Here is a 16,639-nt window from a genome sequence, read left to right on the forward strand (position 1 = left end):
CGGCTAATTCGCAAGGTCTCGATGGTCCGGTCAAAAGCGGCGATAATAGACGCACCGCACCCCTAAACTATTTAAGCCTACATGCCCGCAGCAGGTCACGCCCACACCCTAGATAACGGCATTGCCGTGATCCACTCCAATCAACTGGAAGAACTCCGCGATGTAGTCGAGTACTGGCTCAGACAACATCCGTTACAGCCCCTGGAAAACGAGATTTTTCTGGTGCAGAGCAACGGCATGGGGCATTGGTTGAAGCAAAGTCTGGCGCAAAATTCCGCGCTGGGCATTGCCGCCGCGAAGAAGATGCAATTGCCGTCCTTGTTTATCTGGAGTGTTTACCGGGCCGTATTGGGCGAGCAGATTCCCACCGAGCAACCCTTAGCCAAAGACCCACTGACCTGGCGCTTATATCGACTGTTGCCGGGCTTGTTGCAACAACCCGGCTTCGAAACGCTGGCCAGTTTTTTGACCGACGACAGCCATTGCCGCAAACGACACCAACTTGCCGAACAACTGGCGGATCTGTTCGACCAATATCAAGTGTATCGCTCCGATTGGGTGTCGGATTGGGCGGCGGGGCAGGATGTGTTGCGCAACGGCCATGGTGAAAGCAAACCGCTACCCAGCGCGCAACTTTGGCAAGCCGCTTTGTGGCGGGCCGTGCTTGAAGATTTGGGTGAAGAGTCCTCGCCGTTCGCCAGTAGGGCAGCGGTGCATGCCCAGTTCATGGCTAAAATCGACACATTGACTGTCCGGCCTGCCGGCCTGCCGCGCCGCGTCGTGTTATTCGGTCTGTCTTCCCTACCGCAGCAATCGCTGGAAGTGCTGGCTAAATTGGGCCGGTTTTGTCAGATCGTGTTGTTTGTGCATAACCCGTGTCAGCACTATTGGGCCGACATCATCGAAGACAAGGAACTGCTGAAAGCCGAGCGCCGCCGCCAGGCTTATAAATCCGGTATGAATGCGGCATTAAGCGATGCGGAACTGCATGTACAGGCGCCGCCCTTATTGGCGGCCTGGGGCAAACAGGGCCGGGATTATATTCGTTTGCTGGATCATTTCGATGAAACCCAAGCCTACGCCAACTGGCATTGGCCCGATAGTAAAATCGACATGTTCAAGGACTACGGCGAAGCAGGGCAGCGAAGTTTGCTGCAACATCTGCAACAGTCGATACTGGATATGGAGCCCTTGCCCGAGCAACCTGTTTTGCTGGCCAACGCCGACGAGTCGATCCAGTTTCACATCGCCCACAGTCCGCAGCGTGAAGTCGAAATACTGCACGATCAACTGTTGGCGTGCTTCGAGAGTGCGCAACAAAATGGCAAGCCTCTGTATCCGCGCAATATCATTGTGATGGTGCCGGACATCAATACCTATGCGCCGCATATCCATGCGGTATTCGGCCAAATTCAAAGCGACGATCCGCGTTATATTCCCTATAGTCTGGCCGACCAGCAACAGCGCGGACAAAATCCGCTATTGCTTGCCGTGGAAGCTTTGTTGAATTTACCCGAGTCGCGGTTTGCGGTTAGCGAATTTCTGGGCTTGCTGGAAGCGCCGGCCTTGCGGGCCAGGTTTCAGATTGACGAAGCCGCCATCCCCAAACTGCATCAGTGGATAGAAGAATCCGGCATCCGCTGGGGCTTGAATGCTCGGCAGCGCGCGGAACGGGTGAATATGCCCGCAAACTTGCAAGCGAATACCTGGCAGTTCGGGCTGCGGCGCATGTTGTTGGGGTATGCGGTCGGTGCCGGTGCGCCGTTCGATGAGATTCAGCCTTACGAAGAAATAGGCGGCCTGGATGCGCAATGGCTGGGCGGTCTGGCGTTTCTGTTGGAAACGTTGGAAAAATACGCTGAGCTGTTAAGGAAGGAACATGCGCCAAGTAGATGGCAGCAAATATTATCCGAGCTGCTGAGCGACTTTTTTCAGGCAAGCGACGAACGCGAGCGAAAAACCCTGGATACCCTGACAAGTTCATTGGCCAATTGGTCGAGGTATTGCGAACAAGCCGGTTTAAACAGTGCGGATTTACTGCCCATTCATGTGGTACGCGAGGCCTGGCTGGCTGGCGTCGACGAACCGTCCTTACATCAACGCTTTCTCAGCGGTCGGGTGAATTTCTGTACCTTGATGCCGATGCGGGCCATTCCGTTCCGGCTGATTTGCCTGTTGGGTATGAACGACGGCGATTATCCGCGCAATCAACAGGCCCGCAGTTTCGATTTGATGAGCCAGCGCGGTCAATATCGCCCCGGCGACCGCTCGCGCCGGCAAGACGATCAATACCTGTTCCTGGAAGCGTTGCTGTCGGCGCGCGAACAGCTGTATATCAGCTGGGTAGGGCGCAGTATCCGCGATAACAGCGAGCGGCCGCCTTCGGTGCTGATCAGTCAATTACGTGATGTACTGGCGCAGGGTTGGGCGCTTGCCAATAAACCCGCGTTGTTGGCGAGAATTACCGTCGCGCATCCCTTGCAACCGTTTAGCGCAGCCTATGTGCAAAAAGACCTCGATCCCAGTCTATTTACCTATGCGAGGGAATGGTTTGTACCAGCCGCCGCTCAGCCGCTTAACGGGCAAATCGTCTCCAGCTCGGATGATAAAACCTACGCTTTGAGCCTGGAATCACTTGCGCGGTTTTTGCGCGCGCCGGTGAAAAGTTTTTGTAACCAAACCCTGAAATTTGGGTTTGATAGCCTGGCAGTTACCAGCGAAGACTGCGAGCCGTTTGGAGTCGATAATCTGCAAGCCTATTTATTCAGCGATGAATTACTGCAAGGTTTAACCACAGAGCATCCGGACGACTTGGAAGAATACCTAAGCAGGCAGCAGGCCGTGATGACGCAGAAAGGCCAATTGCCCTTGGGCGGATTTGCCCAGGCGAGTTTCGCGGCCTTAGCCGAGCCGGTTACAGCGGCTTGGGAGCGTTATCGCGAGTTGGCTTCTGTATGGTCAGAGGTTTTAGAACCGCACGTGTTGCAGTTAGCGCCGTTTGCATTGGTAGACGGCGTGACGGTGCAACTGACTGGCGATCTCAGTCAACTGCGCCGGCACAACCAGCAAGTCGGTCTGTTGCATTTGACGGCGCAAAATCTGCTGAATAAGGACAAATCCATCAAGTATCCGAATTTATTTTTGCAGTGGTTACAGCATCTGGCGGCTTGCGCCGCTAGTTTGCCGGTAAACACCTTAGTTGTCGGTGCCGACACGGTGCTGGAAATGCCGGTTGTTGAGCAAGACCAAGCTTACCAACAGTTGCAAGAATTGGTTGCTGCTTATCACGACGGCATGCAAGCACCGTTGCCGGTGGCGTGCCGCACCGCATTTTCCTGGCTTGCCGGCCCGCCGGAAACTGCGCGGGAAAAAGCCCAAGCCAGATATGACGGCGATGACTGGAATGCCGGCGAAGTGCAATACGACGCTTATCTGGCCCGCTTCTTTCCCAACTTTGCCAGTTTGACTGAGTTAGACGCGGATAAGGGCTTTGCTTATTGCGCGGATAATTTGTATCGGCCGATGCTGGCGCATATCCGCGAATTACCAGCGGCAGGAGAGGCGTCGGTATGACCACTGCTATCCCACTCAACCCCCTCGCATTTCCGTTGTCGCGTACGCGGCTAATCGAAGCCAGTGCCGGCACCGGCAAGACCTATACCATCGCGGCCTTATATGTGCGCTTGATTTTGGGACACCATCCTGATAGCGTCGAACCCAGCCGGTATCTATTGCCGCCGGATATTTTGGTGGTGACCTTCACCGAGGCCGCCACCAAGGAACTTCGGGAACGGATACGCGAACGCTTGAGCCAGTCAGCGCGGTTTTTTCGCCAGCAATTGGCAACTACGGATACGTTCTTGCAAGACATCCGCGCCAGTTACATAGAACAAGACTGGCCGGCCTGCGCCCGCCGCTTGGAATTGGCGGCCAACTGGATGGACGAGGCGGCGGTTTATACCATCCACAGTTGGTGTAACCGCATGTTGCAACAACATGCTTTTGATAGCGGCAGTTTGTTCCGGCAGGAAGTCAACACCAACGATACCGAATTGCTGAATGAGGTGGTGCGGGACTATTGGCGCAGTTTTTATTACGACATGTCCAACGACGCCGATTTTGCTAGCCTGTATGCGCTGTTCAAGCATCCGGACGAATTACTGCTGGCGGTACGTTCGCTGCTGGGTAACGCCGAGCCGATACCGTCTAGCTTGGCCGACGGTCAGCCCATCAAGGCCTTGGTTGCTGCGGTGGCGTCTATTCGACACACCGAGCTGCAGGCTTTAAAAGCGCCTTGGCTCAGCTGGCTGCCGGAAGTGCGCGACCTATTGGAGGCGGCTATCGAAAGCAAAGTGCTGCCAGCAAAAAATTACAACGCCACTAACCGCCGCAACTGGCTGGACAAAATCGAGGCATGGAGCCTGGACCCGGCGCAGGATATGCTGGACATCGGCAAGGGCTTTGAGAATCTGTCGCCGGCCGGTATGGCTAAGTTAGCCAACCCCGGACAAACGCCGCCGGACCATCCCGGTTTTGCGGCGATTGGCCGCTTGCCCGAGCAACTGGCGGCATTGCCGAGTTTAAAAGTCGAGCTGATCAAGCACGCCGTGCATTGGATTAGGCAGCGTTACGATTTTGAAAAGCAACGCATCGCTAGGATGACCTTCGACGACATGCTGATACGTCTGGATAACGCCCTGCAAGGCCGCAACGGCGACAGGCTGGCTGAGGTGATTCGCGAGCAGTATCCGATTGCGTTGATCGACGAGTTTCAGGATACCGACCCGCTGCAATACCGGATTTTTTCCACGCTTTACGCTACGCCGGCCGCAATTGATTTTGCGTGTTTGATGATAGGTGATCCGAAACAAGCTATCTACTCGTTCCGCGGCGCGGATATTTACACTTATCTTAAAGCTCACCGCGACACCCAAGGCCGGCATTACACTTTAGGTACCAATTACCGTTCCACCCAGGCTTTGGTCGACGCGGTCAATCAGGTGTTTTTGCAAGCCGATAAGCAAGAGCGCGGCGCATTCCGCTTTAAAACCGAACAGGACAATCCCTTACCTTTTTTGCCGGTCAAGGCCCAAGGTCGCGACGAGGTATGGCTTATCGATAAGCAAGCCGCTCCGGCGTTGACCCTGTGGCATTGGGAAACCGAGGATGCGGTTGGTATGCCGGCTTATCGGGAAACACTGGCCGAGGTGACGGCCAGCCAGATTGTCAAATTACTCAATGCTGCCGATGCAGGGCAAGCCGGGTTTAAATCGGCATCCGGCATGCAGGCCTTGCAGCCTGGAGACATTGCTATTCTGGTTCGCAGCGGCACCGAAGCAACGGCGATACGCAACGCTTTGGCGCGCCGCCGCTTGCGTAGCGTTTATCTGTCGGAGCGCGATTCCATCTTTGCCAGCGGCGAAGCGGTCGACATGTTGCTTTGGTTAAATGCCCTGGCCGAGCCGCGTAATGAGCGCAAGGTGCGCGCGGCCTTAAGTTCGGCGACCTTCGCTTGGTCTTACCAGGCGCTGCACGCACTCGCCTTGGACGAACCCGGCTGGGAATTGCATTTGGAACGCTTTCTGACGTATCAGCAACGCTGGCAACAGGACGGCATTTTGCCCGCGCTGCGGCAATTGATTAACGATTATGGCTTACACGCGCGTCTGATTGACGACAATGAAGGCGAACGCTCCATCACCAATCTGCTGCATCTGGCCGAATTGTTACAACGCGCCAGCACGCAGTTGGAAGGCGAGCAAGCCCTGATCAGGTATTTGGCTGAGGCGATAGAGGCGGGCGGTAGCCAAGCCGGCGATGACGGTATCATCAGGCTGGAGAGCGATGCCAATCTGATTAAAGTCGTCACGATTCATAAATCCAAGGGCCTGGAATATCCGCTGGTGTTTTTGCCGTTTATTTGCAGCTTTCGGGAAGTCGGCGGCCGCTTCAATGCCTATTATCGTTATCACGACGAAAACCAAGATTTACAAATCGACTTGCATAAACAAGAACGCATTAAAGCCATCAGCGACGAAGAGCGGTTGCAGGAAGATTTGCGTTTGCTGTATGTAGCAATGACCCGAGCTCGGCATGCTTGTTGGTTGGGTATTGCGCCGGTCAAATCCGGCAGTACCAAGGATTGCCAGTTGGAAAAATCGGCCATGGGCGCCTTGCTTAACTGGCAGGCCAAAATGCCCATCAGCGCCTTAGCGGAGCAATTAATTGAACTGAAAGGCAGCTGTGGCGCGATTTCGATAACGCCCTTACCGGAAATTGACGACGCGCGCTATAGCCCGGTCTTGGTTGAAAGGGGTGGCTTTGATGCGCGCGTGCCGCTCGGCAAAATATCCAGTAATTGGTGGATAGCCAGTTATAGCGCTTTGCACATCGCGGATCGCCTGACGCCTGCGGAAGATTCGTTTCAGCCCTTGCCGGAGTTTGAAACCGCCCACGACGATAAGCAAAACGACGAAGCCGAAATTGCTGCTGCGCTCAGTAAGCCATTGTCCGGTGTCCACGCTTTGCCCAGAGGCGCCGGTCCCGGCGTGTTGATTCACGATCTGCTGGAGGAGTGCGCGCAACGCGGTTTTGCCAGCGTCTCGGCAAATCCAGCCTTAAGACAAGAATTGATTCAAAAACGATTTGTCGGAGGCGAATGGGAGAACAAACATGCCGTCATCGGTTCCGCCTTGTCGCACTGGTTGAACATGCCCTTGCTGGAGGACGCCAATGTTAGTTTGGCTGCGTTAGAAGCTAATGCCTATCAAGCCGAGCTGGAATTTCTGCTGGGCGCCGATACCGTGGACACTGAGGAACTGGATCGCTTAGTCAGCCGCCACACCTTCGGCGGACAAGCCCGCCCGGGCTTACTGCCCGGCCAAGTAAACGGGCTGTTAAAAGGTTTTATCGACTTGGTGTTCGTGCATGATCAGCAGTACTACGTGGTCGATTATAAATTCAACAGTTTGGGTGCCGACGATGCGGCGTATACGCAGGAAGCCCTGACTGCGGCGATGTTAGCTAAACGTTACGATCTGCAATGCAGCTTGTATTTATTGGCCTTGCATCGTTTGCTGAAAGTCAGGCTGGGCAATGTTTACGACTACGAGACGCACATCGGTGGGGGGCTGTATTTGTTTTTAAGAGGCGCGCAAGGGCCAAGGGTAGGGTGTGTTTTCGATAAACCACCCAGGGCCTTGATCGAGCGCTTGGATGCCTTGTTTGGAGCATCATCATGATCCGGCAAGCGGCGGTAATAGACAGCATGCAACACTGGGTAGCGAAAGGCTGGTTGAGTCATTTGAATCGGGCCTTCGTCGGTTTTTTGCTGGATCTCGATCCGGCGGCGTCTGACCCGATGCTATGGGCAGGGGCCTTGGTCAGCCATCAGCTGGATAGAGGCGAAGTGTATTTGGACTTGGCAAAACTCTGTGAGCAGCCGGGGATGACGCTGGCTATCCCGGCCGATGACGCTTGGGCCATTGAGCGGGACACGGCGGCGGCCGAGTTGGCGCGCTTAAAAGTGTATAGTCTTGAAGTCTGGCAAGCGGCGTTATCGCAATCAAGACTCGTGTCATCAGGGGAAGGCGATACACCGTTGGTTTTAGCGGGCAATCGGCTGTATTTGCGGCGTTACTGGCGCTATGAACAAATACTGCAATCCCGCGTCGCGCAGCTCTTGCAACCGGTGCGGGACCAGCTGCCGGCGTCCTTGGCGGAACGCTTGCAAACGCTGTTTCCCGCGAGCTTGGAAAGCCCGGATTGGCAAAAAATTGCTTGCATCTTGGCGTTGCGGGCGCGCTTTGCCATTATCACCGGCGGGCCGGGTACCGGGAAAACCACCACCCTGACCAAATTGTTGGCCTTGTTGATTGAACTGGCGCAACAGGAGAGCGAGAAACCCAAAAATCTGAATATTTTACTGGCGGCGCCGACCGGGAAAGCGGCGGCCAGGGTTAGCGAGTCGATTGCTAAAGCACTCGACAAATTGGCTATCGACGACAATATCAAACAAGCTATTCCCCGAAAGGCCAGCACCTTGCACCGTTTACTGGGCAGCCGGCATGATTCGCGGCGCTTTTTGCATAATCGCCACCATCCTATCGTCGCCGACATCGTGATTGTCGATGAGGCGTCGATGATAGATCTGGAAATGATGGCGTCGCTGTTGGAAGCCTTACCGACAAACACTCAATTGATCTTATTGGGCGACAAGGATCAATTGGCATCCGTCGAGGCCGGTTCGGTGATGGGAGATTTATGTCGCGGTGCCGAACACGCCGCTTATGATGCGGAAACGCTAGCTTGGATTGGCGCTTATGCCAGCGAATCGCTCAAACCTGCGGCAGCGCCCGGTTCTGCCATCAATCAACAAACCGTCATGTTGCGGCACAGTCATCGTTTCGATGCACATAGCGGCATCGGCCAACTGGCTAAAGCCGTGAATCAGGGCGATGCTTTGCAGGCTCAGGCCATCTTAGCTGACACGGCACAGTACCCGGATTTGTTACCCGAACCACATGCAGAATATATCGCCTTACGGCAACACCCGAGCCCGGACGCCGCCAGTAGTTTGTTAAGAAAGCTGGTGATTAATAGCGGGGACGCAGCCCGCCGAGGTTATGGCTATTATTTGGCGCAAATCAGTAATGGCCGGCCGGACAGTGCGGAGCGGTACGACGAATGGGCCATGCAAGTGTTGACCGCCTTCGATGCGTTTCAAGTGTTGTCGGCATTGCGGAAAGGACCGTGGGGCGTGGAAGGCCTAAATCAGCGCATTGAAGAATGGTTGTTTGCCAAAGCCAAGCAGGCGCTGTGGTACGAAGGCCGGCCGGTGATGATCACCCGCAATGACTACAACCTGGGCTTAATGAACGGCGATATTGGCATTGCGCTGCGAGACAGTAACGGCAAACTTAAAGTGGCATTTCCCAGTGCCGACAACAGTAACGAGCCGTCGGCCAATCTGAAAATACGCTGGATCTCGCCAATGCGCCTGCCGGACGTGGAAACCGCTTTCGCCATCACCGTGCATAAGTCGCAAGGCTCTGAGTTTAATCACGTGGCCTTGGTCATGCCGGAAAACATCAGTCCGGTGCTCACCCGCGAATTAATTTACACCGGCATCACCCGCGCCAAGGAGCATTTTAGCTTGCTGGAAAGCAGTGACGGGGTGTTTGCTAAAGCTATATTGACTTGCCGTAAATAGCGGTAAAGCAACAACCTATGTTGGTGGTTTTTTTGGGGTAATAGTTTGGGCCATGGATTCAGAGAGACTTATGCCACTGCCGAATGATGGTTTTTGGAAATGGGGAATTGTTGAAACCGACCCAAAACAGACCTTAAATGTGTTCGATTCTACGACCGCTTTACTGATAGCAATACGGTGTCTAAGTGGGATTTCGTTGTAAAAAACCAATCAATTCTTTTTTAAATTGTTCAAACTCATTTTGTTTTCTTTCATTTATAAAATCAAAAATTTGAGTATTTGTCATAATTGCCGAACGTTGATAACTTTGATGTGTAAAATCTTCGTATAGCCTTTTTATTCTTTCTTTCTCTTTTGTGCCTTGATATGTTTCGGTAATTTTTGGCAAGCCATCTCTTTCAGTTTGTCTATAATGCTTTGAGAATTGTTTTTCAACACTATCAAATGGAATAAAAAAAACATTTTTATTGTTTTTACATTCTTCCTTTTTATCACCATCAAGGATGGTAATTACATTTTCTGGGGATGAAAAAAAGCTAGCCGTTTCATTGCGCTTCATTAAATCAATAACATTGCTAGCGCCGCCAATATAAATTATTTTATAGGTAAAAAATGGTGCTACTTCTAGCTGGCTAATTAAGTGAGAAAGATACTGCTCTAACACCTTATCCTCCACTAGAATATATTTATCCCATCGTCCATGGAAACAAAAAAGCTCACTTCTTATATAATTGTAAGGCACTTCTTTTAGGGAAACCTCGGCATTATTGTTTTCCATATAAAAAAGCTCAGAGTCTTTCAATGTTTTCATCAATGCTAGCGAGTGCGTAGTAAAAACAATATTAACTTTATCTTGCTCACAAAAGCATCTTAATTCAGAAATTAGATTAACTTGTGCCGAAGCATCTAATGATATATCAATTTCATCAATGACAATCAACTTGCAATTTCGCTTGATAATTCTATACAAGTTGATAATGAAGTGCTCACCAGAGCTTAGATAATCCTCTCTAATGTAAAAGCCGTCTGCCTTTAGAAAAAAATAGTATAATCTTCCCTTTATTTTTATCTCTTTTAAGTTTTTGAATCTATCAGAGTTATATATTTTTGAAAGAAATTCAATTAATTCACCAGGTGTGGAGTATTCTTTTAATGATATGCCTTTTCTCAGTTCTCCATCTATTTCAGATAATTTTTGAAAATGATTAAACCTTTCTCCGTGAGGAATAGGTAGTTCTGCGTAAATATTCCGTTTTATTTTTTCGCTTATAATTGCCTTAGTATCAATAACCTGAAGCTTTGGGTTGTACTGAAAATCATATGATTCGCCATCAATTACATAACGAATGCTGCTGGTATCTTTAAAGATATAGGGAGATGCTGTCTTTGCAAACGTATTTGTAGAAGTTAGATTTTTTATGGCACGAATTAATGTTGTTTTTCCTGTGCTATTTTTTCCAACAATGCACATTAATTTGTTTGATAATTCAATGCGAAAAAACAATTCCTTTATGTGTTGAACATCAAACAGTATACAAATGAACTCATTTCCCATTGTTAATCAATAGATTGATGATGAAAACTATCAACAATGAAATTACCGTATTTCTTTCTCAGTTTATCTAAATACGACTTGTCAATTGTATTGATATGATTTAGTTGGCCAGAAATCTTGCTAAAGTCGCCTTGGTAATGATTTTTTAAATAATCGGCAAACTTGTTTTTATCGTTGATATAAAAATGAAATAATATCTCAAGATGCTGCTTAAACTTAATATCAACTGAAATTTTTCCGGATGGCAAAACAACCATCCCGAGTATTTTAATTTTACTTCCTTTGTGAGTGTGCTTGGTTTTATATGTGTTTATTTCTATTCTTCCATCATAAATTTCTTTAAGATAATTAGAGATTACATCTTGAATATTAATTAAAGAATTCTTGTATTCTGATGATAAAATAACATCATCGGAATATCTGGTATAAATTATATTGTTTTTTATGCAATACCCTTCAAGAGTATCATCAAAAGATGATAAAAAACTATTGCTAATATTTGGAGAGGTTGGAAAGCCAACAGGCAAAACATCGTCGATCGTTGTTATATTTAATAACTCGGACTTATATCGATTAATGTCGTATATTGGAGCTTTATCTAAAGCAGTGTCTACTATTTTTTCGACATCTTGCTTTGAAATTTTATGAAAAAAATCTTTTATATCTGTTTGAAAAAAAAACTTGCTATGGCAGTGCGGAACTACAGCCGTGTAAGTGCTTTTTTCGTGTCTGTAAGAATGAACGACGTTTTCATTTATTTTGGCATAGTCAAAGACAAAACTATTCAAAAAACGCAGATATTTTTTTAATTTTAGAGACGGATTGACTTTTTCGTTTGAAAGTTGCTTGTATTCTTGAGAAATATTCAAACTTAAGAAGTCATCAAAATTAAATTTCTGATGAAAGGTAGAATCGAAAGCTTCTCGGAGGGAAATAGATGTTTTTTTCATTTGAACTATACCAAAAGGCATTGTTCCTCAAATTTCAACTTGCCCGTCTCTGAAAGAGTTCGGGCAAGATAAATTAGGCTAAACGCAGGTAGAGGCTAGTATTTATGACTGGAGATACTCCTAGTCACTAGCATGGTTCTGAGTATATCGTTTTTAAATTTAAAAGACAAAACAATTTAAATTTTTGCTTTCAGTGCCTTAGGGTGTGCTTCACGGTGTGAAGCGCATCGTTCGCGATTGGTGCGGTTCGTAAACTCACCACACCCTACGGCTGCTTTGGGCTGGACATTTGTCATTGGCACTTCTATTCCGTCAGACGGCTTTTGGCCGATGGCCGTCAAACCCCACCACAAATAATGTGATCGACTGTATCCAATTCCCGAACGGATGCCATAGTTTCCGCAGGGCGGTTAGCTGTTCCCCGTTAGTAAGCCTTGGAGCCAAACGAGAATCGCATTTTGCTAGTCGCGAAAGCCAAATTCTCTTGCATGCAAACCAAACTGCCTTGCGCGCAAGGCATTTTGCCGGGCGAGCAAATCAATTTGCTTTGCCTGCAAGGCTTGGTGGGTTGCGGGCAAACCCAAAAGCGTTGCGAGGATAGCAAAATAGCTTGTGCGCAAGCTTAATAGCCTTGCACGCTAGGCGTTGTGCCCGGCGAACAAATGATTTTGTGTTGCCCGCAAAGCTTTTAAGTGAGTCCGCAAGGCTTTTAGAATTGCGCGCAACCCAAAAAGCCTTGCGACGATAGCGAAAAGTCTCGTGCGAGAGCTTAAAAGGCTTGCGCGCAAGGCTAAAAGCGATGACGGGATGATTCCGAGGCTTGCATGAATCGATTAAGGCTCCGGCGGGCTGCTTGCCGCCGGATCTTGGCTGCATGCGGCCTTAGCCGTTGAGGATGCGCTAAACGTTAAAGCCGATTTATTTCCCGCAATAGCAAAGGTTTGGAAACTCAATAATCCTAAGCCTGCTTTCGGCTGGACATTTACCGCTTATAGCCGAAACCTGCATGGTAAGCACATGGTTGTGCCAATAACGGCCAGCATTGGGGGGGGCGAAACCGGTAATGTTAATGAGCGGCCTTGAGCACTCAACTGGTAGGCTAGTTCTTACTCAGCGTTCCCTGCAAAAATTGATTGATTTGCTCCAGGTCCTGTTCATTCAGGCTGCCGGCCGCTTCCTTGAGTTTGATGCCGTTAATCAGATAGTCGTAGCGGCTTCTGGCGTAATCGCTCTTGGCTTTGTATAAATTGCGCTGTTCGGTGAGCACGTCCACCATGGTGCGGGTGCCCACTTCAAAACCGGCTTCGGCAGCTTCCATGGCCATTTCGGCGGATTTGCTGGTCGCATCGAGTGCTTTGACTCTGCTGATGCTGGACACCACGCCGCGAAATGCGTCTTTGACGCCGCGATTGATGCTGCGTTTTACTTTAGTCAAATCTTCCTTGGCGGCTTCGTACTCGTAGGCCGCTTGGCGGCTGCGGGAAGAGGTGCCACCGCCTTCGTACAAAGGCAGGTTGAGTTGCAATCCGAAACTTTCATTGTCGCCGCGTAAACCGTAGCGGTTGCCGGTGTCCATTTCGCTGTATTGGGCGACGATGTCGAGGGTGGGCAGATGTTTGGATTGTTGTAATTCGATGTTTTTGCGGACGTATTCGGCTTGATTAATTTGGGCGACGATAGAGAAATTATTGTTTTCCGCCGTATTCGACCAGGACGCCAAGTCCTCGGGTGCTGGGGGGCTAAGCGGAATTTGCGGCTGTAAGCTGTTCAGATCGGCGGCGTTCTCGCCTATGATTTCCCGCAAGGCTTCCTTGCTGTTATCCAAAAGGTTTTGTGCTTCGATCTCGCTGGCCAGGGCTCTGTCATAACCGGCTTGGGCTTCGTAAACATCAGTGATGGCGATGATGCCGACATCGAACCGCTGTTTGGCCTGTTCCAATTGTTTTTCGATGGCTTTTTTTTCCGAGTTGGCGAATTCCAGATTATCTTGCGCGGCCAATATATTGAAGTACGCTTCGGCGGTTCTGCGGATCAGGCTTTGTTGTTTGGCCTGGAATTGCGCTTCCGCCTGAGCAATTTTGTTATCGGCTTGATCGAGCTGCACCCAATGGTCCCAATGAAACACCGGTTGTTTCAAATTAATACCCAATTTGCTGTCCCAGTAATGCTGCAATGTGGTTCCCAAAAAGCTGGTACTTTCCAGGCGATTGCGGCTGCTGTTGGCGCTGAAGGAAAGATTCGGCAACATCTGCGCGATGCTTTGCGACTTGATCTCGGCGGTAGCAAGCTTATTGATATCCGAGCTTTTAAACTCCGGGTCATTGGCTTTCGCTAGCTGATAGGTTTCCAGCAAATCCTGACTAAAAGCCAGTTTTACCGGTATCAATGCTACCAAAAAGGTGCATAACAGTCTTATCATTGCTATATCTCGTGCTGAGAGTTGGGAATAAACTTACATTATCGCCTAAAATAAAGACCTTACAGTGCTTATTTAATTTTGCCATAAGGTTAGGCACACATCACCCGTTCGTCAAAGTAAAACCTTAAGGAACTGATCATCCTAACCTATACGGAGTAGAAAATAGCAACTGCAGGTTAAAGAAAGATCGCGCACATCACTTTTAAATTCGCCATGTTTCCAAAGAAACTGCATCGAGAAAATAAGTATGCAGATAACAAAGCTCATTACAAAAAATGTGATAAACCTTTTGAATAAATATGATTCAATAATTTTAATTTAAAACAAATTATCTTATTTTTGATGTTCAGGACGAAGCAAATCGTTCACTGTTTTTACCGGATTAAATGTTTCGATAGGAACTTCAACAAAAATTGTATTCCAATCGCTCATGGCTCCATTCCAAAGTCCGGGCAACTCTAAAGCTTTCAATTCTTTACCACCCTTCGATTTCGATGAAATAAATCCGGTTTGGTTATCAACGTATTGTAAAAGATTGAATTTTTCGCCTTTATAGTTTTTCACTCCACATACTAAATCAACAGGATTAAAATGCGTTGAATTCATCATTTTAGCTTTTTCAGCAGGATTTGATAAATCAATTTGCGAACTTTCGAGAATTTGAGTGGACACTGTTCCATCTGCATTTACAGTAAGAAAAGGACCGCCACCAGGCTCTCCGGTATTTTTAACCATGCCACAAACCCTGATCGGACGATTTAGTTTTGACTTTAGATACTGTTTTAATTCACTTTCATTCAATTTGTTAATTTCAGGGTGAATATTATTAAGTTCCTTTTCGCAAAACAGAGCAATTTCATGTAAGCTTGAAATAGAAATATTCTCTTTATCCAATAATTGAAGATTTTCAAACGCTTTTTGTTGAAGTTTAATCAATAAACCTGCAATAGCTTTCTTATATTTAACTGTTTGGCTTTTGAGCGAATCAGGAACCACATTATCAATATTCTTAATAAAAATCACATCTGCATTCAAATCGTTCAGATTTTCAATAAGAGCGCCATGTCCTCCGGGACGAAAAACTAATTTTCCATTTTCGCGAAATGGTTGATTTTGTTCGTCGACAGCTATAGTGTCAGTCGATGGCTTTTGTTCTGAGAAACTGATGTTGAGTTTTTTACCCAGTACATTTTCGTATTCAGGAAGCGTATCATTTACATGTTTTTCAAACAGTTTCCGGTGTTCAGCTGAAACTGTGAAATGAATATTTACTTCATTCGATGCATTAGAAGCATACAATGCACCTTCCACCAAATGCTCCTGTAGCGAAGTACGTTTTTCGTTGTTATATGAGTGAAATAAAAGTAAGCCTTTAGGCAATGCACCATAATTCAAGCCATTACTGGTTAATAAATTAGACACAATGGCTTTCGTCTCTCCATTTTCGATCAAATCATCAATACTTTTATTATTATTTTTCAAACAACATTCGTTCAAAGCATCGTAAAAAGCGAAGTTTTTAATTTCGGTAATAAATTTAATTTCAGCAGGTTTTGTTGGTTCGGCATAATCGGCATCCAAAAACTCATATAAATCTTTAAACATACGACTGGCCGCACCCGATGCAGGAACAAATTTGAGTATTGAAGCATCGGTTTTTAAATAAGCATCCCATATTTCCAACAACTCATTAATTTGTGCATCCGAAGCAATGGTAATACCCTGCTCTGGTGATGCAGCATTAATAATTTTCAAAAACGGGAAACCCGTTTCAAAACTTTTAAGCTGATAAACAATTTGTGATTCTGAAATACATTTTTCGCTAATTTGCTGTAAATCGTTATTTGATAGCATCATATTGTAATTTTGATGTTGAAAGTTTTGTAATATTTATCTGCGCAGTTAATTATAGGACAAAAGTACAGCTACATTTGGGTGCCTCGAACAAATCATCAGATGAGAAAATAGCGGCAAGCCAATGCTGCAGATAACCGCCATGATCAAAGAAATCCTCTTTTCCGCTGAAGCAGGGCATTGATCTGTCCATAGTGGGGATTGTGGTTGTGGTATCCGACTCCGTAGCCTTTACCAAAATCGTCCCCAGGTTAGAAAACACTGATACCCGATTGATTCCCGTATGAGTTACCGTTCGGCATAACTCTTTATTATAATCATATGGTAACAATGCATCAGCTTTGGAGCTAAACAAAATGAAGTGGCGCCGTCTAACATCACTGTTGTTGGTCGTTATATTCTGACCCCGGCGATTTTTGAAAAAATCGAAAATACCGGCCGTTGCACAGGCGGCGAAATTCAATTGACCGATGCGATTGCCGAGTTGATGAAAGACGAGCAAGTGCTGTCTTACGAATTTGCAGGTAATCGCTACGATTACGGATCAAAATTCGGTTTCTTGTTGGCTAATGTTGAATACGGTTTGCTGCACCCGGAAATTAAATCAAAATTTGCCGCGTACATGCAGCAGCGCGTTAGCAAAATTTAGT

9 protein-coding genes are annotated in these 16,639 nt (G+C 47.9%); 5 read left to right on the top strand and 4 right to left on the bottom strand.

Annotated features, from left to right (window positions below; all coding sequences use genetic code 11):
- The first annotated feature begins 81 nt into the window (after positions 1-81).
- Genes recC through recD form a run of 3 tightly spaced genes read left to right on the top strand, consistent with a single transcriptional unit; the run spans position 82 to position 9,211 of the window.
- On the top strand, positions 82-3,573 hold the full coding sequence (recC, locus tag CWO84_RS08045) for an exodeoxyribonuclease V subunit gamma (RefSeq protein ID WP_101052277.1): 3,492 nt from the start codon (positions 82-84) through the stop codon (positions 3,571-3,573).
- Positions 3,570-7,241, top strand: coding sequence for an exodeoxyribonuclease V subunit beta (gene recB, locus CWO84_RS08050; protein ID WP_101052278.1), 3,672 nt, complete (start codon positions 3,570-3,572; stop codon positions 7,239-7,241). The genes recC and recB overlap by 4 nt, the downstream gene beginning before the upstream one ends.
- Positions 7,238-9,211, top strand: coding sequence for an exodeoxyribonuclease V subunit alpha (gene recD / locus CWO84_RS08055; RefSeq protein WP_033156325.1), 1,974 nt, complete (start codon positions 7,238-7,240; stop codon positions 9,209-9,211). The genes recB and recD overlap by 4 nt, the downstream gene beginning before the upstream one ends.
- 181 nt (positions 9,212-9,392) lie before the next feature.
- Here recD and CWO84_RS08060 read toward each other — a convergent pair whose 3' ends face one another.
- Positions 9,393-10,766, bottom strand: a complete 1,374-nt coding sequence (locus CWO84_RS08060) for an AAA family ATPase (RefSeq protein WP_033156324.1) — start codon at positions 10,764-10,766, stop codon at positions 9,393-9,395.
- A gap of 2 nt (positions 10,767-10,768) precedes the next feature.
- Positions 10,769-11,716: a reverse transcriptase domain-containing protein gene (locus CWO84_RS08065; RefSeq protein ID WP_033156455.1), complete on the bottom strand. Its 948-nt coding sequence runs from the start codon at positions 11,714-11,716 to the stop codon at positions 10,769-10,771.
- Positions 11,717-12,174: 458 nt separating this feature from the next.
- Here CWO84_RS08065 and CWO84_RS24340 point away from each other — a divergent pair, with 458 nt between their 5' ends.
- Positions 12,175-12,342, top strand: a complete 168-nt coding sequence (locus tag CWO84_RS24340) for a hypothetical protein (protein ID WP_205800357.1) — start codon at positions 12,175-12,177, stop codon at positions 12,340-12,342.
- 473 nt (positions 12,343-12,815) lie between these two features.
- On the opposite strand, the gene CWO84_RS08075 is transcribed toward CWO84_RS24340, so the two are convergent.
- Both CWO84_RS08075 and CWO84_RS08080 read right to left on the bottom strand, forming a co-directional pair.
- Positions 12,816-14,135, bottom strand: coding sequence for a TolC family outer membrane protein (locus tag CWO84_RS08075; RefSeq protein WP_033156323.1), 1,320 nt, complete (start codon positions 14,133-14,135; stop codon positions 12,816-12,818).
- 333 nt (positions 14,136-14,468) lie between these two features.
- Positions 14,469-15,992 (bottom strand): DUF4301 family protein, encoded by a 1,524-nt coding sequence (locus CWO84_RS08080; RefSeq protein WP_101052280.1) that lies wholly within the window; start codon positions 15,990-15,992, stop codon positions 14,469-14,471.
- Between the two features lie 358 nt (positions 15,993-16,350).
- Here CWO84_RS08080 and CWO84_RS24890 point away from each other — a divergent pair, with 358 nt between their 5' ends.
- Entirely contained in the window at positions 16,351-16,638 is a 288-nt protein-coding gene (locus tag CWO84_RS24890) for a hypothetical protein (protein ID WP_033156322.1), read from the top strand.
- Position 16,639 lies beyond the last annotated feature (1 nt).

This window comes from Methylomonas sp. Kb3, from assembly GCF_002834115.1.
GTDB lineage: Bacteria > Pseudomonadota > Gammaproteobacteria > Methylococcales > Methylomonadaceae > Methylomonas > Methylomonas defluvii.

What these genes read in the sequence shown, in the direction of transcription:
- CWO84_RS08080 (WP_101052280.1), bottom strand. Translation starts at nt 15,992, where the DNA reads ATGATGCTATCAAATAACGATTTACAGCAAATTAGCGAAAAATGTATT.
- recD (WP_033156325.1), top strand. Translation starts at nt 7,238, where the DNA reads ATGATCCGGCAAGCGGCGGTAATAGACAGCATGCAACACTGGGTAGCG.
- recB (WP_101052278.1), top strand. Translation starts at nt 3,570, where the DNA reads ATGACCACTGCTATCCCACTCAACCCCCTCGCATTTCCGTTGTCGCGT.
- recC (WP_101052277.1), top strand. Translation starts at nt 82, where the DNA reads ATGCCCGCAGCAGGTCACGCCCACACCCTAGATAACGGCATTGCCGTG.
- CWO84_RS08065 (WP_033156455.1), bottom strand. Translation starts at nt 11,716, where the DNA reads ATGAAAAAAACATCTATTTCCCTCCGAGAAGCTTTCGATTCTACCTTT.
- CWO84_RS08075 (WP_033156323.1), bottom strand. Translation starts at nt 14,135, where the DNA reads ATGATAAGACTGTTATGCACCTTTTTGGTAGCATTGATACCGGTAAAA.
- CWO84_RS08060 (WP_033156324.1), bottom strand. Translation starts at nt 10,766, where the DNA reads ATGGGAAATGAGTTCATTTGTATACTGTTTGATGTTCAACACATAAAG.